Annotated in this window: 14 protein-coding genes and 2 pseudogenes; 12 read left to right on the top strand and 4 right to left on the bottom strand. The window is 71.8% G+C overall.

Going from position 1 to position 20,802, the window contains the following annotated elements:
* The first annotated feature begins 31 nt into the window (after positions 1 to 31).
* The 8 genes and pseudogenes from OG819_RS54590 to OG819_RS54555 all read left to right on the top strand — a co-directional run bounded on the left by OG819_RS54590 (position 32) and on the right by OG819_RS54555 (position 12,890).
* Positions 32 to 2,188: a GDSL-type esterase/lipase family protein gene (locus tag OG819_RS54590; protein WP_266657373.1), complete on the top strand. Its 2,157-nt coding sequence runs from the start codon at positions 32 to 34 to the stop codon at positions 2,186 to 2,188.
* A gap of 10 nt (positions 2,189 to 2,198) precedes the next feature.
* Positions 2,199 to 3,629 (top strand): alpha-L-fucosidase, encoded by a 1,431-nt coding sequence (locus OG819_RS54585; protein ID WP_266657371.1) that lies wholly within the window; start codon positions 2,199 to 2,201, stop codon positions 3,627 to 3,629.
* A gap of 5 nt (positions 3,630 to 3,634) precedes the next feature.
* Positions 3,635 to 4,564 carry a hypothetical protein gene (locus OG819_RS54580; protein ID WP_266657369.1) on the top strand — a complete coding sequence of 310 codons (930 nt, stop codon included), beginning with the start codon at positions 3,635 to 3,637 and terminating at the stop codon, positions 4,562 to 4,564.
* Positions 4,561 to 5,457, top strand: a complete 897-nt coding sequence (locus tag OG819_RS54575; RefSeq protein WP_266657367.1) for a beta-glucosidase — start codon at positions 4,561 to 4,563, stop codon at positions 5,455 to 5,457. The genes OG819_RS54580 and OG819_RS54575 overlap by 4 nt, the downstream gene beginning before the upstream one ends.
* Before the next feature lie 20 nt (positions 5,458 to 5,477).
* Positions 5,478 to 8,576, top strand: coding sequence for an alpha-N-acetylglucosaminidase (locus OG819_RS54570; RefSeq protein ID WP_266657365.1), 3,099 nt, complete (start codon positions 5,478 to 5,480; stop codon positions 8,574 to 8,576).
* A 462-nt stretch (positions 8,577 to 9,038) separates the two neighbouring features.
* Positions 9,039 to 9,579: pseudogene (locus OG819_RS54565) on the top strand (IS6 family transposase); the annotation flags it as partial.
* 247 nt (positions 9,580 to 9,826) lie between these two features.
* Complete coding sequence (locus OG819_RS54560) at positions 9,827 to 11,359, top strand: TIGR02677 family protein (RefSeq protein WP_266635594.1); 1,533 nt, start codon at positions 9,827 to 9,829, stop codon at positions 11,357 to 11,359.
* 73 nt (positions 11,360 to 11,432) lie between these two features.
* Complete coding sequence (locus OG819_RS54555; RefSeq protein WP_266657363.1) at positions 11,433 to 12,890, top strand: TIGR02678 family protein; 1,458 nt, start codon at positions 11,433 to 11,435, stop codon at positions 12,888 to 12,890.
* On the opposite strand, the gene OG819_RS54550 is transcribed toward OG819_RS54555, so the two are convergent.
* Together OG819_RS54550 and OG819_RS54545 are read right to left on the bottom strand one after the other, a co-directional pair.
* Entirely contained in the window at positions 12,815 to 13,678 is an 864-nt protein-coding gene (locus OG819_RS54550) for a hypothetical protein (protein WP_266657361.1), read from the bottom strand. The genes OG819_RS54555 and OG819_RS54550 overlap by 76 nt on opposite strands.
* Positions 13,663 to 13,893 carry a hypothetical protein gene (locus tag OG819_RS54545; protein ID WP_266657360.1) on the bottom strand — a complete coding sequence of 77 codons (231 nt, stop codon included), beginning with the start codon at positions 13,891 to 13,893 and terminating at the stop codon, positions 13,663 to 13,665. Before OG819_RS54545 ends, OG819_RS54550 begins: the two co-directional genes overlap by 16 nt.
* 21 nt (positions 13,894 to 13,914) lie before the next feature.
* Between OG819_RS54545 and OG819_RS54540 the strand changes: the two genes are divergently transcribed.
* The 3 genes and pseudogenes from OG819_RS54540 to OG819_RS54530 all read left to right on the top strand — a co-directional run.
* Positions 13,915 to 17,034 carry an SbcC/MukB-like Walker B domain-containing protein gene (locus OG819_RS54540; RefSeq protein ID WP_266657359.1) on the top strand — a complete coding sequence of 1,040 codons (3,120 nt, stop codon included), beginning with the start codon at positions 13,915 to 13,917 and terminating at the stop codon, positions 17,032 to 17,034.
* Positions 17,024 to 18,316 carry a TIGR02679 family protein gene (locus OG819_RS54535; protein ID WP_266657358.1) on the top strand — a complete coding sequence of 431 codons (1,293 nt, stop codon included), beginning with the start codon at positions 17,024 to 17,026 and terminating at the stop codon, positions 18,314 to 18,316. Before OG819_RS54540 ends, OG819_RS54535 begins: the two co-directional genes overlap by 11 nt.
* Before the next feature lie 51 nt (positions 18,317 to 18,367).
* Positions 18,368 to 18,799 (top strand): annotated as a pseudogene (locus OG819_RS54530) (SDR family NAD(P)-dependent oxidoreductase); the annotation flags it as partial.
* Here the strand turns inward: OG819_RS54530 and OG819_RS54525 are convergent.
* Together OG819_RS54525 and OG819_RS54520 are read right to left on the bottom strand one after the other, a co-directional pair.
* A complete protein-coding gene (locus OG819_RS54525; protein WP_266657356.1) occupies positions 18,799 to 19,182 on the bottom strand; it encodes an FAD-dependent monooxygenase in 384 nt (127 codons plus the stop codon). The pseudogene OG819_RS54530 and the gene OG819_RS54525 overlap by 1 nt on opposite strands.
* A gap of 55 nt (positions 19,183 to 19,237) precedes the next feature.
* On the bottom strand, positions 19,238 to 20,203 hold the full coding sequence (locus OG819_RS54520) for a zinc-binding alcohol dehydrogenase family protein (protein WP_266635606.1): 966 nt from the start codon (positions 20,201 to 20,203) through the stop codon (positions 19,238 to 19,240).
* Between the two features lie 99 nt (positions 20,204 to 20,302).
* Between OG819_RS54520 and OG819_RS54515 the strand changes: the two genes are divergently transcribed.
* Positions 20,303 to 20,800 (top strand): MarR family winged helix-turn-helix transcriptional regulator, encoded by a 498-nt coding sequence (locus tag OG819_RS54515; RefSeq protein ID WP_266635608.1) that lies wholly within the window; start codon positions 20,303 to 20,305, stop codon positions 20,798 to 20,800.
* Positions 20,801 to 20,802: the final 2 nt, after the last annotated feature.

Genomic DNA, 20,802 nt, shown 5'->3' with positions numbered 1-20,802 from the left:
CCTCGGCCGCAGCTGCTCCTGAGGAGGACCCGTGCTCGGACCACTTGGACCCCTGCGGGGACACCCGCGTAGACACCGAAGATTCGCCGCCCTGGCGGCCGCCGTGGCGGCCGTCCTGGCGGCCCTGCTTCCGGTGACTCCGGCCGAAGCCGGGGCCCAGCAGCAGGACTGGACAGGGACTTGGGCGACCGCGCAGCACGCCTCGTACGACCCGGGCACCTCCGAGGTGACCGTGCGGATACCGGTGCACGTCAGCGCGGGCGGGACGAGCGTACGGATCCGCCTTACCAACGAGTTCACCGACCAGCCGGTGACGATCGGGCACGCGACCGTGGGGCGGCGCGCGAGCGGCTCGTCCGTGTCCGGCCCGCGCGATCTGAGATTCGGCGGGAAGGGGGACGTGACGATCCCGGCCGGGGGACGGGCGGCGAGCGACGCGGTGCGGATTCCCGTCGCGGCCCGCAGCGACCTGGTGGTCAGCCTGTACTTCCCCGGCCGGCTCACCCACGTCAGCCAGCACTGGATGGGGCTGCAGACCGTCTACTGGACGCCCGACGGCGGCGGCGACCACGCCGGGGACCCCGGAGGGGCCGCGTTCACCAAGACCGACTCCACCTTCCCGTTCCTCACCGGCGTCGATGTGCGGGGCGGTCCGGCGCGGGGCTCCGTGGTCGCGCTCGGCGACTCCATCACCGACGGCGCCGCCTCCACCTCGGAGGCCAACCGGCGTTGGCCCGACTATCTGGCGGCCCGGCTGTCGGCCTGTGCCTCCACCGCCGGAGTGCTGAACGAGGGCATCAGCGGGAACCGCATCACGGCCGGGACCGACGGCAATCCCTCGGCGCTGGAGCGGCTGGAGCGCGATGTGCTGTCCCAGCCGGGCGCCCGGACGGTGATCCTCTTCGAGGGCGTCAACGACCTCAGCTGGGGCGGCGCCACCGGCGCCCAGGTGATCGACGGCATGCGGGAGATCGCACACCGGGCGCACGCCCGCGGGCTGCGGGTGATCGGCGCGACCGTGGTCCCGTACCGGGGCTGGGGCGACTGGTGGACCGAGGCCAAGGAGGCCGACCGGCAGCAGGTCAACACGTTCGTACGCGACTCCGATGGCACCTTCGACGGCTACGCCGACTTCGACAGGGCCGTACGCGATCCGGACGACCCCACCCGCTACGCCGCCGCGTTCGACTCCGGTGACCATCTGCATCCCAACGACACCGGGATGAAGGCGTTCGCCGACGCGGTCGACCTCGCCGGTCTCGGGGTGGCCCGCGCCTGCCCGTCGGCACGCGTCCGGCTCACCCCGTACCGCCCGAGCCTCCGGACCGGCCGCGCCACGGAGATCACCGCGACGGTCACCAACACCGGTCCCACGGCGGTCACCCGGGTCAGCAGCGCCCTGCGCCTGCCGGACGGCTGGAGGGCCGAAGCGGAGGGCGGGACGGGCACCGACTCCCTTGCCCCCGGCGGGAGTTCCACCGTCACCTGGCGCGTCACCCCGTCTGTCGGCGCGGCATGGGAGGCGTACGACGTCGGCGTACGCACCTCCTACCGGCAGGGCGGCCGGACGCGCCACGACAGCGACAGCGTGGATGCCGACGTCACCCCCGTCCCGTCCACGGTCCAGCCCCCGTACCGGATGTTCGCCACCACCGACGACGCCCAATACGCCCAGAACGACGCCCAGTTCGCGATCTGGGCGGGCGGCGAGGACCTGTCCGGCTGGAAGGACGAGAAGGCCGCCGTCCATGTGCCGGACGCCGTACCCGCCTCCGGCGCCGTCACCGCACGCGTCGTCTCCCAGACCGGCAGCGGACCCTCCGCCAAGGCCGGGATCGCCGTCGCGAACGACCTGACCGCCCCGGAGAACGGCGGCTACGCGGTGCTGACCATGTCCAAGAACTACGGCGTGGAGTTCATGACCGACAGCGACGGCGACGGCCGGCTCGACACCTGGGCGGGCGGCGGCTCCTCCTACCACCCGGCCTGGCTCAGACTCACCCGCGACGGCACCGCCTACACCGCGTACGCCAGTACCGACGGCACCGCCTGGCAGCAGATCGGGACCGCGACCGTGCCGTCCGCCGGCGGCGGCCTCGACGCCGGGATGGTCGCGAGCGCCGTCAACCTCGACTACCCCGGCCAGACCACCACAGCCGTCTTCGACTCCTTCTCGACCACCGACTGAGAGGCCTCCCGTGAACGTCAGCCGTAGACGCTTCCTGACCACGGCCACTGCTCTGGGCTCAGCAGTGCTCCTGGCCCCACCCGGTGCCGCCCACGCGATCAGCGGCGGCATCCCCGACTACAAGCCCACAAAGGAATCCCTCGACACCCACCCCGTACCGCGCTGGTACAAGGACGCCAAGTTCGGCATCTTCGTCCACTGGGGCGTCTACTCGGTCCCCGCCGGCTCCGCCCGGCAGATGGCCGCCGAGTGGTACCTCTGGTACCAGAGCTTCGACACCGATCCCACCTGGAAGTACCACCGCGACACCTACGGCCAGGACTTCCTCTATGACGACTTCATCCCGCAGTTCACGGCCGAGAACTACGACCCGGATGCCTGGGTGCGGCTGTTCGAGCAGGCGGGTGCCGAGTACTTCACGCTGACCAGCAAGCACCACGACGGATTCGCCCTGTGGCCGAGCAAGGTGACGGACCGTCATGCCGGGAAGTACGGCCCGAAGCGCGACCTGGTCGGCGAGCTGATGACGGCCGCCCGCAGGCGCGGCACCGTGCGGCCCGGCCTCTACTACTCGCTCGGCGAGTTCTTCAATCCCGCGATCGGCCGGCCCATGAAGAACTTCTACACCGGCCAGGAAGTCCCGATGCTCGGCTACAAACCGGTCGACGACTACGTCGGGGACTACGAGCTGAAGCAGCTGTACGAGATCATCGACCGGTACGACCCGGACCTGCTGTGGGCGGACGGCCAGTGGTTCCGGCCGACAGGCGAACCGCCGTGGCGCAGCGAAGAGGCGCTGGCCCGCTTCTACAACCGGGCCAAGGACCGCAGGACGCCCAAGGGTGTCGTGGTCAACGACCGTTTCGACACGCACTACGACTTCGCCACCTACGAGCAGCGCACCAACCCGACCATGGACCCGCAGAAGTGGGAGTGCTGCATCACGATGGGCTACTCCTGGGGCTACAACAAGTTCGAGGTCGAGGAGGACTACAAGACCTCCGAGTTCCTCGTCCATCTGCTTGCCGACGTCACCAGCAAGAACGGCAACCTGCTGCTGAACATCGGGCCGAAGCCGGACGGCACCATCCCGGACGTCATGCAGCGGCGGCTGCGGGACATCGGCGCCTGGCTGGACGTCAACGGGCCCGCGATCTACGGCTCGACGCCGTGGGTGCGGGCCGAGGAAGAGGGCAGCGCCCTCGGCATCCGGTACACCGTCACCCCGGGCAAGTTCAACATCATCGTGCTGGGCGCCCCCAGCGGCACCCTCTCCGTGCCCGCGGACATACCCCTCTCCGCAACCTCGCGGATCCGGCTGCTCGGCCACAACAAGCCGCTGAAATGGACTCGTTCCGACGGCAAGGTCCACATCAGCGTCCCGCAGACGCTGCCCAGCGAACTCGCCAACGCCTTCACCATCGACTGGGAGCGACGGTGAACAGCGTGAGCACCCGTACGGACACCCTCTGCCCCACCCTCACCGTCACCACCGAACCCGCCGAACCGGCCGGCGGCGACGCCGTCACCGCCACCGCCGTCCTCGTCAACGACTGCCCGTTCCCGCTGCGCGGCGCCGTCCTGTACCTGGTGGACCCGGGAGCGACGATCGCCGCACGCACCATCCCGCTCGGTGATCTGCGCCGCGGCGCGAAGGTCACCCGCAGCTGGCGCACGTCGATGCCGGCCGACGTCGCCGGGGACGTCGCGTTCACCGCGCACGTCCTCTTCGACGTGGACGGGCGCAGCGCCGACTGCGCGCGGGCCGCGAAGACCGTCAGCGTGCCCTACGAGCCGAACGGGGTGCGGGACCCGTACAAGACGTTCGCCACCACCGACGACGCCCAGTTCGGCCAGTACGGCAGCCAGCTGGTGATCTGGGCGGGCGGCGGTGACCTGTCCGGCGGCCGTGACGAGAAGGGCGGCATCCTCCTTCCCGGCTCCGCCGCCGCATCGAGCGTGGCGCAGGTCAAGACGGTCAGCCTCACCGGGAGCGACAATCCCACCGCCAAGTACGGGATCGCCGTCGCGAACGACCTGACCGCCCCGGAGAACGGCGGCTACGCGGTGCTCACCATGTCGAAGTCGTACGGCGTGGAGTTCATGACCGACAGTGATGGCGACGGACACCTCGACACCTGGGCCGGCGGCGGAGCTTCCACCCACCCGGCCTGGCTGCGCCTGGTCCGCTCCGGCACCACCTACACCGCGTACTCCACCACCAACGGCCTCGCCTGGACCGAGATCGCCAGCGCGACCGTGCGCTCCGCGAACGGCGCCCTGGACGTCGGCGTGGTGGCGAGCGCCGTGAACCTCAACTACCCCGGCACGACGGTCCGGGCCGTGTTCGACCACTTGACCGTGGAGGAGTCGTGAACGCCTACCGCCCCGAGGAGGACTTCCTCCCGCCGCCCGTCTCGCTCACCGTCACCCCGCCCACACCCGAGCCGGGCAAGGCCGTGACCCTGACGGCCACCCTCACCAACACCACCAGGATCACGCTGCGCGGCACCGTGCTCCATCTCGCCGTCGACGACACCGAGGAACCGGACAGCCTGGGCAGCCTCGCGCCCGGACGGTCGGTGACCCGCGCCTGGCGGACCCGGCTCGCCGACGACGCCGAGGGCCGGATCGTGTTCACCGCGCACGCCCTCTTCGACGTGCACCGCCACGGCTCCGACTGCACCCGCGCCACCTCCTCGATCCTGCTGCCGTACCGCTCACTGCCCGGGGCCTTCGACAACGCGGGGATCGCCTCCGACGCCGCCCTCACCGTCGCCAACATCGACGGATCGAACTCCAGTCTGTCCGCCGAGGCACTGGCGTCGGCGGGACTGACCCCGGGCGCCACTGTCACGTACGGCGGGGTGACCTTCACCTGGCCGGACACCCGGCCCGGAAACAGGGACAACGTCGTCTCCGCCGGCCAGAGCGTGCTGCTGTCCGGCTCCGGCTCCCGGCTGGCCTTCCTCGGCACCAGCACCTGGGGCGAGGGCAGGGGCGACGGCAAGGTCGTCTACGCCGACGGCACCGAACAGGCGTTCTCCATCGCCGTCCCCGACTGGTACGGGACGAACCCCTCCGCCGCGGTGGTGCTGCCCTACCGCCACATCACCACCGGCCGGGACGACACCCCCGTCAGCCTGTTCACCTTCGGCGTCGACCTGACGCCCGGCAAGGAACTGCGCTCTCTGGTCCTGCCCCACGTCAGCGACGGCCTCCAGTCGGGCGTACCCGCCCTGCACATCTTTGCCATGACGATCAACTGAGCTCTGCCGGAAGGACGTTCATGCACGACAACCGAGGCGACCTCGGCATCACAGGTGTCACCCGCAGACGGATCCTCACGGGTGCGGTCGCGCTGGGCGGCGCCGCGCTGCTGGCCCGCCCGCAGGGCGCCCACGCGGCCGTCGGCGCCCTGTTCGACACCGCCCCCGCCGCAGCCGCGCTGAAGCGTCTGCTTCCCGACCACCACCGGCAGATCACCCTGCGGGCCGTCGACGACGACACCGACCGCTTCCGGGTCACCGGCCGGGCCGGGCACATCACGGTGGAGGGCACCAGCCCCGCCGTGCTGCTCGCAGGCCTCCACACCTACTTGCGGCGCACCGCGCACGCCTCCGTCTCCTGGACCGGCGAGCAGCTGAACCTGCCGCGCACCCTCCCCGCGCCCGCCGAGGAGATCACGGGAACGGCCAACGTGCCGCACCGCTTCGCCTTCAACGACACCAACGAGGGCTACACCGGCGCCTACCGCAACTGGGACGCCTGGCAGCACGAGCTGGATGTGCTGGCCGTGCACGGAGTCAACCGGGTCCTCGTCTACATCGGCGGCGACGCGGTGTACTACGACACCTTCCGCCGCTTCGGCTACTCCGACGCCGCGCTGCGCGCCTGGATCCCGACCCCCGCCCACCAGCCCTGGTGGCTGCTGCAGAACATGTCGGGCTTCGGCGGACCGGTCTCCCGGCAGCTCATCGAGAGACGTGCCGCGCTCGCCGAGAAGATCGTCGACCGGATACGTGACCTGGGCATGACGCCGGTCCTGCCTGGCTACTACGGCACCGTCCCGGACGACTTCGTGGCGCAGCACGGCGGGGACGCGGCGGTGGTGGCGCAGGGCACCTGGGGCGCCTTCAAACGCCCCGACTGGCTCGACCCGCGCACCACGGCCTTCGACGACGTGGCCGCCGCTTTCTACCGGGCCCAGACGGAGCGGTTCGGCGCGAGCACGATGTACAAGATGGACCTGCTGCACGAGGGCGGCAACCCCGGTGACGTGCCGGTGGGCGAGGCCGCTAAGGCCGTCGAGGCGGCGCTGCAGAAGGCCCACCCGGGGGCCGTCTGGGCGATCCTCGGCTGGCAGACCAACCCGTCCAAGGCGCTGCTCGACGGCGTCGACAAAAGCCGGATGCTGATCGTGGACGGTCTGTCGGACCGCTACACCACCGTCACCGACCGGGAGAGCGACTGGGGCGGCACCCCGTACGCCTTCGGCAGCATCTGGAACTTCGGCGGCCACACCCCGATCGGCGCCAACGCCCCGGACTGGGTGGAGCAGTACCCGAAGTGGCGTGACAGGGAGGGCAGTTCACTCGCCGGTATCGCGGCGATGCCGGAGGCCGCCGACAACAACGCACCCGCCCTCGCCCTCCTCACCGACCTGGCCTGGACGCCCGGCACCGTCGACCTGGACGACTGGTTCGCCGCGTACGCCCTCTCCCGCTACGGCGGCCCCGACCGGCACGCCGCCGCGGCCTGGCAGACGATCCGCGACACCGCGTACAACATGTCCCGCGCGGACTCCTGGAGCGAGGCACCCGACGGCCTGTTCGGCGCCCGTCCGAGCCTGACGGCGAACAAAGCCGCCGCCTGGGGCCCGGAGAAGGATCGCTACGACACCACGGCCTTCGACGCGGCACTCACCGAACTCCTCGCCATACGCGCGGAGTTGACGGACAGCTCGGCCTACCGGTACGACGTCGTCGACGTGGCGCGGCAGGTCCTGTCCAACCGCAGCCGTATCCTGCTGCCGCAGATCAAGGGCGCGTACGAGGCCGGGGAGAAAGCCCTGTTCGGCAAGCTGACCGAGACCTGGCTTGACTGGATGAACCTCCTCGACGACCTGCTGGCGGCCTCCGGCCCGCACCTGCTCGGGCGGTGGCTCGCCGACGCGCGCGCCTGGGGCGCCGACCGGACCGAGAAGGACCGCCTGGAATACGACGCCCGCTCCCTCCTCACCACCTGGGGTGGCCGCGCCAGCAGCGACGAGGGCCTGCACGACTACGCGAACCGGGAGTGGGCCGGGCTGGTCGGCGGCCTGTACCGCACCCGCTGGAAGACGTACTTCGACACGCTCGCCACTGGAAAGGACCCGGCGACGATCGACTGGTTCGCCCTGGAGGACCGCTGGGCGAACGCGCACGAGACGCACCCGAGCGAGCCCCACGGCTCCCCGTACGCCCTGGCCCGCCGCGTGCGCGACCTGCTCGCTGCCACTGCCCATCAGGCGGCCCTCACCGCGGAAACCGACCGGGGAGCGGTGGCCGAGGACACGCCCGCGACGGTGACGGTCACCTTCACCAACAGGAACGGGTTCGCGGCGGCACGCGGCGTGACCCTCTCCGTCACCGCCCCCGAGGGCATGGCGGTGAAGCCGCTCGACCTGGTGCGCACGACGGCGGTGGCGTCCGGCGAAACGTTCGCCGCTCGCTTCGAGGTCTCTCTGGCAGGTGAGCCGACGGAACTGGTCGGCCAGGTCGTCGCAGCGGCGGCGTACGCGGGCGGCGGGAAGGCGGTCACGCCGGTACGGCTGGTGGCCGCGGCCGGGGTCAGCGACCCGTACCGCACGGTCTCCTACAACGACGCCGTGTTCGGCCAGGCCGGCAACGAGATCGCCGTCGAGGGCGCCGGGGCCGACCTGTGGGGCGGCACCAACGAGTTCGGGGCGGTGTACCGGGCGGGCGCGTACGACGACGGAACCGTGGCCGAGGTCACGGTCACGTCCCAGGACGCGACCGGGGGCTGGGCACGGGCGGGCCTCGTCGTCCGCAACGACCTGGACACTCAGGGGAGCGCGGGCTATGTGAACCTGGCGGTCACGCCGTCCAACGGCTGCGCGCTGAGCTGGGACGCCGACGGTGACGGCCGTTTCGACTCGATCGCGCTGTCGGGCTCCTTCACCGCGCCGGTGCGGCTGCGGCTGACCCGGTCCGGCGCCTCGTACACCGGGGAGGCCAGCACGGACGGCGTCACCTGGACGACGGTGGGCACGGCCACGCCGGGAGGCGCGGCCGCCGCACAGGACGTCGGGGTCTTCATGACCGCGGCCAACGGCTGGAACGGCGCACGGGGCATCGCCACGTTCGACGGATTCACGGTGGCCTGATCTCTGTGACCGCGACGCCGGCAGTCAGCACGCCCAGGCGGAAGCTCGGCCACAAGACGACGGCCCGGCCCTGTCGGACGACACCGGCCTCGGCATGGTCGTCCACAGCCCGCCGCCTGGGACTGCGGCCGCTGGCATAGCACGACCACGCCTCTGACGGCCTCTGCCAAGCGGGGTCTTGCTACCAGTGGTCGCAAGACCCCGTGCCCCACGCTGGTTTAGCCTCGATCCACCGACTGGTGCCTTGTGGGCAAGGCCCGGGGTCAAGGCCCGGCAGGGAGTCACCCCCCTTGGTGAACTGAGCGGTGGACGGCCAGCTCTGGGGTATGGAGGCGTTCGTGGTGACGCCCAGGTCTCGGGCATCGGTGCCGCCCTCGACAGTGAGGTCGGTGACACGCAGCCCCGCCGTAAGGCTTGTCCAACAACAACTCGACCGAGCGCGCCTTGGGGACGCGCAGCCAGGCCTACGCGAACGGACTGCGCCGCCGCCGACCCCGACCCGGGGACAAATGGCACTTGGACGAGGTCTTCATCAAAGTCAACCGGGAGCGGAAGTACCTGTGGCGGGCTGTCGACCAGGACGGCAACGTGCTCGACATCCTGGTGCAGAACCGGCGGGACAAGGCCGCCGCCAGGCGTTTCGTCCGCAGGCTGATGAAGAAGACGCGTGCGGTGCCGAGAGTAGTCGTCACGGACAAGCTCCGCTCCTACGGCGCGGCCCACCGCGAGGTCATGCCCTCTGTGGAGCACCGCTCGCACAAGGGACTGAACAACCGGGCCGAGAACAGCCACCAGCCCACCAGGCAGCGTGAACGCGCGATGAAGGGCTTTCCGCAGCGTCGGCGTGGCCCAGCGGTTCCTGTCCGCGTTCAGCGGCATCTCACCCCACTTCCGACCCCACCGCCACCTGATGACAGCCTTCGACCACCGCGCCGAGATGACCATCCGCTTCGCCATCTGGGACCAGATCACCGGCGCTGCCAACCTGCCCACCACGACTTGACCACAGGGCCGGACCGAGGGCCCACCGCGCCCCGACGCACCATCAGGCAGTCACGTACCCAACAATGTGACAACGCCGCGCGAGCGGCCGCCGCGACGCGAAGAGGTGAGAACCCGGCAGGCTACCACAGGTGGGGTGGGGTCGGAGGGCGTCTTACCGGCACCGGTCGGGGTGCGGCAGAATGGTTGGGATCCGGTGGTGTCCAGCCGGACGTGCAGCAGCCGAAGCAAGGGAAGCCGCCAGATCCGTGAGTGACGAGCCCGACGTCCCGGAGCCCGTTGACGAGGGCGCGTTCGGCATCGACGCGTTCTCCCTCGACGATCGGCTGCGGCTTTTCCACTTCGCCGCCGCCGAGAAGCGCCACGAATACCTGTGGTTGCTGCGCTCCTTCGACCGCGGACGCGCCAACTACCAGGTGCTGCTGCACGCTTCGGATGCGGTGGGACTGCTTGAGCGGCTCGCAGTCGACCATCCCGCCGCGGGCGCCGTCGGCGGGTTGGCCGGTGTTCAGCCGTTGCTCGACGCGCTCGCGGAGTGGCAGGTCCTGGACCGGTCGTACGACGGGACGCGCGCCGCGAACCTGGCCGAGTACCGCAACCGCCACTACGTGTACCAGTTCACCCAGGCCGGATATCGCGCGTACCGGGCTGTGGAGGACGTACTCGGCGCGCGCCTGGAGGACGCCCAGCTCTCCCGCCTCGTCTTCCCCGACATCCTCGGCGACCTGCGCGCGCTGGCCGAGGCCAACGCCGCGGGCGACGGGGAGGAGGTGTACCGCAAGCTCGGCCGTCTCGACTCCGTGCTGAACGAGATGGCGCAGCGCGCCGCCCGTTTCTATCTCATGCTGGGCGACCTGGCGCGCACCAACGACACCCGGCCCGAGGTGTTCCTCGCCCACAAGGACACGCTCCTCGCCCACATGCGGGAGTTCACCGCCGAACTCGGGCGCTATGCCCCGCTGCTCGCCGAGGCAGTCGAGAAGGCCGCGGCCACCGGTGTGGACCGCATGATCGAGTACGCGGCCGAGGCCGACGAGCGGCTCTTCCGCAGCCCCGCCGAGCGCCTGGCGGACTGGCGGCACCGGTGGGAAGGCATCGTCCACTGGTTCGCGGAGCGCGAGCACAGCGAGACCGAGCGGCTGCAGGACGCCACCGTCACCGCGATCCGCTCCGTCCTCGCCCTGCTGCGCCGAGTCACCGAGGCGCGCCGGGGCGGGGTGAGCCGGGAGAGCCAACTGCGCCACCTCGCCCAGTGGTTCACCTCCTGTGAGAGTGACGAGGACGCGCACGCCCTGTTCCAGGCGGTCTTCGGACTCGGCGCGCCCCGCCACATCGCCGTCCCGTACGCCGATCCCGAGCAGATCCCTGGGCGTACGTCCTGGTGGGAGGCCGAACCGGTCGAGCTGGCCCGCACCCTGGTCCAGTCCGGCCGCACCCCCGCCCTGCACGGCCCCGGCCGCATCGAACGCAACGACGCCCAGCGGGCCCGGCTCCGCGCCCAGCAGCTGAAGGAGCAGGCCGAGGGCCGCAGTGCCGCGAACGCCCTCGCGTCGGACGGCGTCTACGGTCGGACGCTCGACGAGCCCGAAACGCGGGCCCTGCTCGCCCTGCTGGACGTGGCGCTCGCCGCCCGTGTCCCCGCCAGCCGCCTGGTCACCGCCGCCTCCGGATCCGCCCACGGGGTACGACTCACCCTCACCCCCGCCGAGGGCTCCACCACCGTCGACACCGTGCGCGGCCGCCTCCACCTCGACGGACTGCGCCTGGAGGTCACCGTATGAAAGACCTCCCCGATGTCCTGGGGCCTGTGGACCTCACGACGGGCAGTACGACCCACGGACAAGGCAGGACCGCATGAGCCGCGTCGCCGAGGGTGTCTCCCCGCTCGAACTCGCCGACTACCAGAAGGCCGTACGGCTCGTACTGCGGCATCCGCTGGTCACGCCCGGGTATCCGGACAAGGCGGCGCTGGCGACCGTGCGCCGCTGGGCCGGGCAGCTGCGCACCGATCTGATGGAGGTGCTCGGCTACCGGCTCGTCACCACCGCCGACACCGCCCGGCTCCAGCGCGCCCAGGACGGCCTGGACGCCACCCGCCCGGCCCTCACCCGCGCGGGACGCCCCTTCGACCGACGCCGCTACGCCTACCTCGTCCTCACCCTCGCGGCCCTGGGCCGCCACGGCGCGCAGGTGGCGCTGGGCGAGCTGGCCGACGCGGTCGCCGCCGACGCCGTACGCATCGACGGACTCGGACTCGACACCGCACGCAAGCCCGACCGGGACGCCTTCGTCGACGCCGTCACCTGGCTCACCGAACGCGGCGCACTCACCCTCGCCGACGGCTCTGCCACCGCCTGGGCCGGCGATCCCGAGCGCGCCGAGGCCCTGTACGACATCGACCGCGAGATCCTCCTCGCCGTCCACCACCCGACCCGCGTCCTGCAGCACCTGAGCTCCGTCACCGCGCTCCTCGACTCCGCCGGCGCGCTGGGCATGTCCGCCGGCCGTGCCGCCCAGCGCCGCGACCAGGCCCGCCGCGCCCGCCGCCTGGTGCTGGAGAACCCGGTCGCGTACTACGCCGACGCCGACACCGAACTCCTGGGCCAGCTGCGGGCCCCCGCCCTCGCCGAGGACCTGGAGCGCCTGACCGGGCTGACGGTGGAGCGGCGGGCCGAGGGCGTGGCGCTCATCGACACCTCCGGCAGACTGTCCGACATCCGCTTCCCCGGCGGCGGCACGGTTGCGCAGGCCGCGCTGCTCCTTGCGGCCCGGATCAGCGCCGCCGTGCAGCGTTCCGGACGGCACGCCCTCGAACTGCTGCCCGCGCCCACCGCCGCCGAACGCCTCGTGGCCCGCGCCCGGCGTATCGACGGCGCCCTCCCTACGCGCTCGGCGATCGCCGAGTTCGCCACGCCCGACGAGCCTGACGCGGGGGCCGCGTACGAGACGCTTGAGCCGTATGACGATCATGATGAGGCGGGAGAGGAGCGAGGAGAGACCCGGTATCCCTTCGTCACCGACTCGTGGCTGCGCGGCAGGCTCAAGGAGATCACTGGTGAGTACGGTGCGGGCTTCGCCGCCGATCTGCGCGGCGACCCGGACCGGCTGCTCGACCAGGCTCTCGCCCTGCTGGCCGCCATGTCGCTGATCGTCCGTGTGGACGGCGGAGTCCTCGTGCTTCCGCTGCTCGCCCGCTACCGCGGGGTCACCGCCCGGGTGAAGACCCGTACGGCAGCTCAACCACCAGCCCATACCGCACCAGCCCAGACCGCCCTGTTCGCCGACGACACCGCCAAGGACCCGACTCCGTGAGCACCCCCGCTCCCACCCCGGCCCCCCGATATGTCCCCACCCGTGCCGGGATCATCAACCTGTGGGACTACCGGGACGAGGAGTTCTCCTTCGCCGGCGGCTGGCTGGTGCTGCGCGGCCCCAACGGATCCGGCAAGACCAAGGCCCTGGAAGTCCTCTTCCCGTTCGTCCTCGACGGCCGCATCGACCCCAAGCGGCTCAACCCGTTCGCCGCCGAGGACCGCACGATGAAGTCCAACCTGCTCTTCCGCGGGCAGGACAGTGCGCTTGGCTACGTCTGGATGGAGTTCACCCACCGGGAGACCGGCGAGGCTGTCACCTGCGGTATCGGGCTGCACGCCCAGCGGCACCGCGACACACCCGCGCGTTGGCACTTCGTCGCCGAAGGCCGCGTCGGAGAGGACTTCTCGCTGCTGACCGACGACGACCGGCCGATGACGAGGAAGCAGCTGGCCGCCGAGCTCGGACGCGAACTGATCGCCTCCACGGCCGACTACCGCGCCGCCGTCGACCAGCGCCTGTTCGGCCTCGGCCGGGAGCGGTACGAGCAACTGCTCACCCTGATCCTCACGTTGCGCCGTCCGCAGCTCGCCAAAAACCTCGACCCGGCCAAACTCTCCGACACCCTCACCGCGGGCCTGCGCCCGCTCGACGACGACCTGATCGCCGAGGCGGCCCGCTCCTTCGACGACATGGAGTCCGTGCAGCGCACCCTGGAGGGTCTGGCCGCCGCCGACGACGCCACCCGCGCCTTCCTCGCGAGCTACTCCACCTATCTGCGGGTCCACGCCCGCACCGCCGCGGACAGGCTCACCGCCCGCCGCGCCGAAACCGCCGAGCGCGCCGCCGCCCTGCGCGCCGCCGCCGCGGACCTGGCGGCGGCCCGTGAACAGCAGGCCACCGCCGAGACGCGCGCGCCGAGTCGGCCGACGCCGCGCTCGCCGCCCAGCGCGCCCGTCTCGACCAGCTGCGCTCCTCCGCCGCCTACCAGGCCATCGAGCAACTGGCCGACCTGGAACGCCTGGTGCGCACCTGTGAGCAGACCGCCCGGCAGGCGAGCGCCGAACGCGAACGCCGCACCGCCGCCACCGGCCGCGCCCGCGCCGAAGCCGAACACGCGGCCCAACTCGCCGGCGAACTCGACGCCGCCGTCTCCCGGGACGCCGCCACCGTCGCCGACCACGCCCACACAGCCGGCCTCGCCTGGACGCCGGCGGACGCCGAGCCCGACCACATCGCCGACCGTTCCGCCGCGCTGGCCGCCGCCCGCCACGAGGGCGTCCGGGTCGTGCGCGGCGCCCAGCAGGCGGCACGCGGTGCCGACCAGACCCGTGACCTCGCCCGGGTCTCGCTCGACCGCGCGCAGGAGGCGGTCGCTGCGGCCGAAACCGCCGAAACCGCTGCCGAGTCGGCCCTCGAATCCGCCCGCGAACAGGCCCGTACGGCGCTCGGTCAGTGGACGGGGGAGCACGGCGCGCTCATGGCCGAAGCGGGTGCCGACCGACTCGCCGAAGCCCTCGAACTCACCGGCGAGACCGAGGCGGTCACACTTGCCGACACCTTCACCGAGGCCACCACTCCCGCCGTGCAGGAGCTGCGCGACACGATGGCCTCCTTGCGCGCTCAGCGCACCGATGTCGAGCGTCGGCACGCCGAGACCAAGGCCGAACGCGACCGGATCGCCGCCGAACACGACGACGCCCCGCCCCCGGCCCGCGGCCGCACTGCCGAGCGAAGCGAGATGGGGGTCCCCCCGGCCGAAGACTGGGGGAGGGCGCCCAGTGACGGCGTGCCGCTGTGGCGACTCGTCGACTTCGACGACGAGCTGACGGATCATCAGCGCGCCTGCCTGGAAGCTGCCCTGGAGGCGTCGGGCCTCCTCGACGCCCTCCTCACCACCGAGGACACCCCCGTGACAGCCGGGCACAGCGAGGGCTACCTCCGCGCCGGTGCCCCGGTGAGTGGACCGAGCCTCGCCGATCTCCTGCGACCCGAGAACCCCGATGGCCTCGGGGACCCCGAAGGCAACGCCGCGATTCCGGCCGCGCGGATCACCGCTGTACTGCGCTCCGTCGCCGTCACCGGCGATCTCGACACCGGGACCCCACAGATCAGTCCAGACGGCCGGTACGCGGCAGGTGTCCTGGTGGGTGCCCACACCAAGGAGCACGCCGAGTACGTCGGCGCCACCGCCCGCGCGCGCCGGCGCGCCGCCCGGATCGCCGCCTGCGAGACGCTGCTGGCCGAACTGGCCGCCCAACTGGACGAGTTGGCGCGCGCACAGGCCCGTGCGGACGCCGCCCTCGACGCGTACGCCGCCGCTCGCGCCGCCCTGCCCCGCACCACCGGCATCACGCAGGCCCTGCGCGAACTCGACAAGGCCGCGGCGAGACTGCGCGCCACCCGCGACGCCGCCGACGCCTCCCAGGCTTCGTACGACGAGTCGGTGGCCACCTGCTCGGTCGCCGAGCGCGCCCTGCGCCGCACCGCGGCCGAGTACACCATCGAGATCGAGCGCGTCGACGCCGTCGAGACCGCCACCCGCGCCTTCGAGACGGCGGTCCGCGAACTCACCGCCCGCCGCCGCGAACACGCCCGCCAGACCGAGGCCGCCCAGGCAGGCGCCGACCGGCTCACCGCCGCCGCCGAGGACGAGGAGGCGGCGCTGGACGCCGAGCGCGCGGCGCGCCGCCGGCACACCGAGGAGGCCGCGGGACTCCAGGCCCTCCAGGAGACCGTCGGGGCCGAGGCGCAGGAGGTGATGCGCCAGGTGCAGGAGGCCGAGGACGGAATCGACGCCCTGGTGAGGGAGGCCGAGGCGGCTCGTGTGGCCCAGCACACCGCGATCGCGGGCACCGCCGCGGCCGAGGCCCGCCGTACGGCCGCGGCCGAGGCCGGGTCGGTCGCCGCGGCGGAGGAGAAGGACACCGCCCGCGGCCTGCGCCCGTACGCCGCCCGTGAACTCCTCGACATCCTGCGCTGTCCGCCGGGCCTGGCCTGGCCCGCCCAGGAGGCCGACTGGGCAGGCGAAGCACTCCCGCCGGCCGTGGTCGCCGTACACGAGGCGATCCTCTCCGCGACCCGCGACCTCACCCCCACCGAAACCAGCCTCAAGCAGTCCGTCACGCGTCTCACCAAGGCCCTGGACGACCTGCAGGCGCAGCTCGCCGCCGCTGGACAGGACTACCGGCCCGAATGGGACGGCTCCGACGGGATCATCGTCGTCCGCGTGGCCGACGAGGAGGGCCCGCTGCCCGTCGCCGCCTTCGCCCAGAAGATCGCGGCACACCGCCGTGACCAGGCCGAACTGCTCTCCGAGTCCGAGCAGCGCATCCTGGAGGACGCCCTGCTCACCCGGCTCGCCCAGCAGATCCACGACCGCACCGTCGACGCCCGTGACCTGATCAGGCGGATGAACACCGACATGCGCAGGCGCACCATGTCATCGGGGACGACGGTCGGTGTGAGCTGGCTGCTCGCCGACCATCTCGACGACGAGCAGCGCGCCGTCTGCGCCCTCCTCGACGCCGACGCCGCCCGCCTCGGCCCCGACGGTCTCGCCCGGGTGCGCACCCACTTCGCCGCGCAGATCCAGACCGCCCGCGCCCGCCACCGCGACCAGCCCTACCGGGAGTTGCTCGCCGAGGTCCTCGACTACCGGCGCTGGCGGCAGTTCGCGTTCCAGCTCGTACGCCCCGACAAGAGCGAGGAGAGGCTCACCCGCGCCCGGCACAGCCGGCTGTCGGGCGGTGAGCAGTCCGTGTCGCTGCACCTGCCGCTGTTCGCCGCCGCGCACGCCATGCTCAACTCCGCCGACCCGCACGCCCCGCGCCTGCTCGCCCTCGACGAGGCCTTCGCGGGCGTGGACGACACCGGGCGCGGCGAACTCATGTCGCTGGCAGCCCAGTTCGACCTCGACCTGTTCATGACCGGCTACGACCTGTGGGCCGCGCACGCCTCCGTGTCCGCTGCCGCCCACTACGACCTCGCGCACACCGCCGTCGACCACACCGTCTCCGCGCTGCTGCTCGTCTGGGACTGCGACCGGCTCCTCGCCGACGACACCGGCGAGCTCACCACCGCCCTCGGCTCGCCCGGCACCCGGCGCGTCCCGACGCCCGAGGAGGCCGCTGTTGTCGACTGAGCCGCGTGAGCACCGTGAGTACGACGAGTTGCGGGGCGAGGGATGGACACGGCTGCTCGCCGCCGCTCGCCGCAGGCTGGAGCGCACCGGCGGCGTGCTCGACGGCGACATCGGGCTCACGGGGCCCAGCGAGGCCGAACGCCGCACCGCCATCGGCATCACCGGCCGCTACCGGCCCGAGACCGTCAAGCGCCTCGCCGTACCCCTGAGCGACCTGGACGCGTATCTGCACGACCGATACGGCACCGGCCTCCTGACAACCCTCGGCCGGCTCCACGGCCCACTGCGTGACCGGCCGGCCGAACGGGCCGACGAGGAAGCGCGCCGCGAACAGGCCCTGAAGTCCGCCCACTCCAGCCCACTCGCAGGGCGGGGATGGTTCGCGGCCTGGCTGGAGCGGATCGCCGCTGACGGCACCCTCACCCGTCTCGTACGCCGCGGGGACGCTCCCCTCCTCGACGCGGCGGTACGCGTCCTGGAAAGGCTCCCCGGCGACCGGGACCGCTTCCCCGGTGACCAGGACCGGCCCCCCGCGCACCCGGCCGGCGCCCTGCCGCTTCCGGTCCTCGCCGAGTGGGCCACCGGCGACACCAAGGCCCTCGTTCCCGGCAGCCCACTCGAACAGCTCGTCCTGCGCGCCATCGCCCAGCGCACCGGTGGCGACATCCCGCGCGTGCGGGCCGGGCGGCGCGCCCTGTGGGAGAGCGCCGGAGCCATCGCCGACGACCTCGCCAGCCAGGTACTCGTCCTCAACATCGGAGCCGAGGGCGACACGGTGGTCTGCGACTGGCTGCGCGACGCCGCCGACTTCGGCATCCCCTTCCGGCTCACCCTCCACCAGCTCGCCACCAACCCCGTCGTGCCCGCGGCCCGCACCATCTTCGTCTGCGAGAACCCGGCCGTACTGCGCGCCGCGGCCGGCGAACTCCAGGACACGAGCGCGGCCCTCGTCTGCACCGAGGGCGTCCCGTCCGCCGCCTGCCACAAACTGCTCGGCGACGCCGTACGCGCGGGAGCCCGGCTGCACTGGCGCGCCGACTTCGACTGGGCCGGCCTGCGCATCACCGCGGGCGCCGCGGCTCGCCACGGCGCCCGCCCCTGGCGGATGAACGTCGCTGACTACACGGCGGCACTCAGCAAGGGCGAGTCCACACCGCTCGCGGGACCGCCCGCGGCCAGCCCCTGGGACCCCGAACTGGCCCGTGTCATGGCGGAGTCGGGCAGCACGGTCATGGAGGAACGCCTCCTGCCCGCACTCCTGTCCGACCTCACCCGCACCTGACCCGGCGAGTCCGGTAGCCGGCTCGATCTGCCCACCGGGGAGTGTCGGCCGGTGTTCACCGACGAGTGGGGACCTGGCGCCGAGGACGATGTCGAGGAAGCGGACGTTCCCGGGCAATGGCTGGTCGCCCACCAGCTGGAGGAGCAGGTGCTGGACCTGTTCGCCTCCGAGCAGCGCGACGACTACCGCAAGATGATCGAGGTCAACCTGCTCGGCGCGATCACGACCACCGAGGTGTTCCTCGAACAGATCAAGGACGGCGGCGGCGACCTGGTCAACATCTCCTCCGTCGCCGGCCCCGTCGCAGGTCCCGGCAGCGGCGTCTACGCGGCCACCAAGTTCGGCATCAACGGATGGTCGGAGTCGCTGCGCAAGGAGCTGCTGCCCGACGTCCGCGTCACCCTCGTCGAGCCCGGCGTCGTCGACACCGAACTGCCCACCCACATCACCCACGAGCAGACCCGCCAGGGCGCCGCACAGCTCTACGGCGTCGCCACGGTGACCGCCGAGGACATCGCCGAGGTCATCACCTTCACCTGCGGGACGAGCAGGGGAATCTGGTACGGCTCCTCCGGCGTCGGATCCGACATCTCCACGGCGACCTGGTCGATGGGCCCGTCGTCGGTGTAGATGCGCTGGACGGGGTATTCGCCCCCGGAGGCGACGATGCGGTCGATCACGCCGAGGTCCTCGAACACCTCTTGGCTGCGGGGCTGGATGCCCTTGCCGCGGGAGCCGACGAACGGCTGCGGCGCCTTGTCGATCAGCAGGAAGGCGACGTTCCTGCGGGCGAGGTCGACGGCCAGGGTCAGCCCCGCCGCACCGGTTCCGCAGATGATCACGTCGGTGTCTGTGGTGTGTGACATAGCTCTGTGTTCCTTCGGTAAGTCCGGTACACGCTGCATGACGGTCTTGCCGGGGTCAGGGCACCAGGACGGTGCGTACGCCCGGGACCTCGGGGGCGTTCCACGCGGTTTCGACGTCGGCGAGCGGTACCGCCTTGGCGGTGACCGTGAGACCTCCGCCCTCGATCTCCTCGACGAGGGAAGGCAGTTCCTCCAGGTACGTCCTGGTCGACACCGCGCCCTGGCCGTTGCCCTGGAGGCGGAAGTTCGCCGAGCGCAGTGCCACTGACGGCAGTTCGATGGTGGGGCCGGCCATGGCGCCGATCTGGATCCAGTTCAGGGCACGGCCGCGGTCGGCGCGGGCCTGCAGCACCGCCATGATCGCATCGCCGGCGGGCTTGCCCCACAGGTAGTCGATGACCAGGTCGACCTCGGCGGCCTCCTTGGCCAGGGCCGCGGCGGTGGCGTCGGCGTCGTCGGTGAGCGCGACGGTCGCGTCGGCGCCGATTCCCGGCAGGGTTGCCAGGCGGGCCTGGTCGCGGCCGGCGCCGACGACCCGGCCGGCGCCGAGGCGCTTGGCGACCTGGACGGCCATCTGGCCGGCGTTGCCGGTGGCGCCGAGGATCAGCACTGACTGGCCGGCCTCGATCGGGACGCGGCGGCGCAGCGCCACCCAGGACGACATGGCCGGGTTCATCGCCGCGGCGATCTTCACCACGTCCGCGCCGTCGGGCAGCGGGATGCTGTGGCGGCTGTCGATGACGGTCCGGGTGGCCATCGGGCCGACGAGTTCGTCGTCGGCGACGAAGTACACCAGCCTGCCGTCCTCGCGCCGGCCGACCCCGTCGACGCCGGGAACCATCGGCAGCTCTCCGGTGCTGGTGTAGTGGTTGCCCGACGCGCCGGTGCGCACTCGGGGGTGCAGGCCCACCGCGAGGACGTCGACGAGTTCCTGGTCCTCGCCGGAGGAAGCGGGCAGGTCGAACGGCTCGTAGCGGGGCGGGTTGTCGAACGAGCTGACAACGGCGGCGTGGATGTCCATGGCTGCTCTCCCCAGACTTGGTACGCGACACAAAGGTTTTAATACGTGACACAAATTAAATTAGTAGGTGCCGCGTACCTTCGCAAGTAGAATCGGAATATGACGTCACCCCAGGACCCCCCGTCCCCGCACGCAACGCCGCCCGCAGGTAAGGACCTTGGGCTGGTCGACGCCCTGGCCCAGCTGTCGTTCCTGGTGCAGAACGGCCTGGCCGAGATCGCGGGGCAGTACGACCTGTCGATCACCCAGACGCGGCTGCTCGGGATACTTCGGGACCGGGAGCCGACCATGAACCAGCTCGGACGACACCTCGGCCTCGACAAGTCCTCGATCACGGGCCTGGTCGACCGTGCGCAGCGCCGAGGTCTGGTCACCCGTACGGTCAGTGCCGTAGACCGCCGCTCGTTCCAGGTGTCGATCACCGACACCGGCCGGCATCTCGTCGAACAGGTCGCCACCCAGTTCGCCGAGCAGATCGAGAGGTCTGTCGCACCGCTGCCCGAAACCGACCGGCGACTGTTGTCACGGATGGCGACCCGGATCGTGACCGCCGACGCCCATGACCGCGGCATCGACCTGCGCACCACACCCCGCTGACC

The sequence above is a fragment of the Streptomyces sp. NBC_01549 genome, assembly GCF_026339955.1.
GTDB lineage: Bacteria > Actinomycetota > Actinomycetes > Streptomycetales > Streptomycetaceae > Streptomyces.
The sequence above is the reverse complement of the archived record's forward strand: the minus strand, read 5'-3'. Positions and strand labels throughout refer to the sequence as shown.

Excerpts from the sequence above, each read along its gene's own strand:
- OG819_RS54570 (WP_266657365.1), top strand. The coding sequence starts at position 5,478 with ATGCACGACAACCGAGGCGACCTCGGCATCACAGGTGTCACCCGCAGA.
- OG819_RS54555 (WP_266657363.1), top strand. The coding sequence starts at position 11,433 with ATGAGCCGCGTCGCCGAGGGTGTCTCCCCGCTCGAACTCGCCGACTAC.
- OG819_RS54525 (WP_266657356.1), bottom strand. The coding sequence starts at position 19,182 with ATGTCACACACCACAGACACCGACGTGATCATCTGCGGAACCGGTGCG.
- OG819_RS54520 (WP_266635606.1), bottom strand. The coding sequence starts at position 20,203 with ATGGACATCCACGCCGCCGTTGTCAGCTCGTTCGACAACCCGCCCCGC.
- OG819_RS54515 (WP_266635608.1), top strand. The coding sequence starts at position 20,303 with ATGACGTCACCCCAGGACCCCCCGTCCCCGCACGCAACGCCGCCCGCA.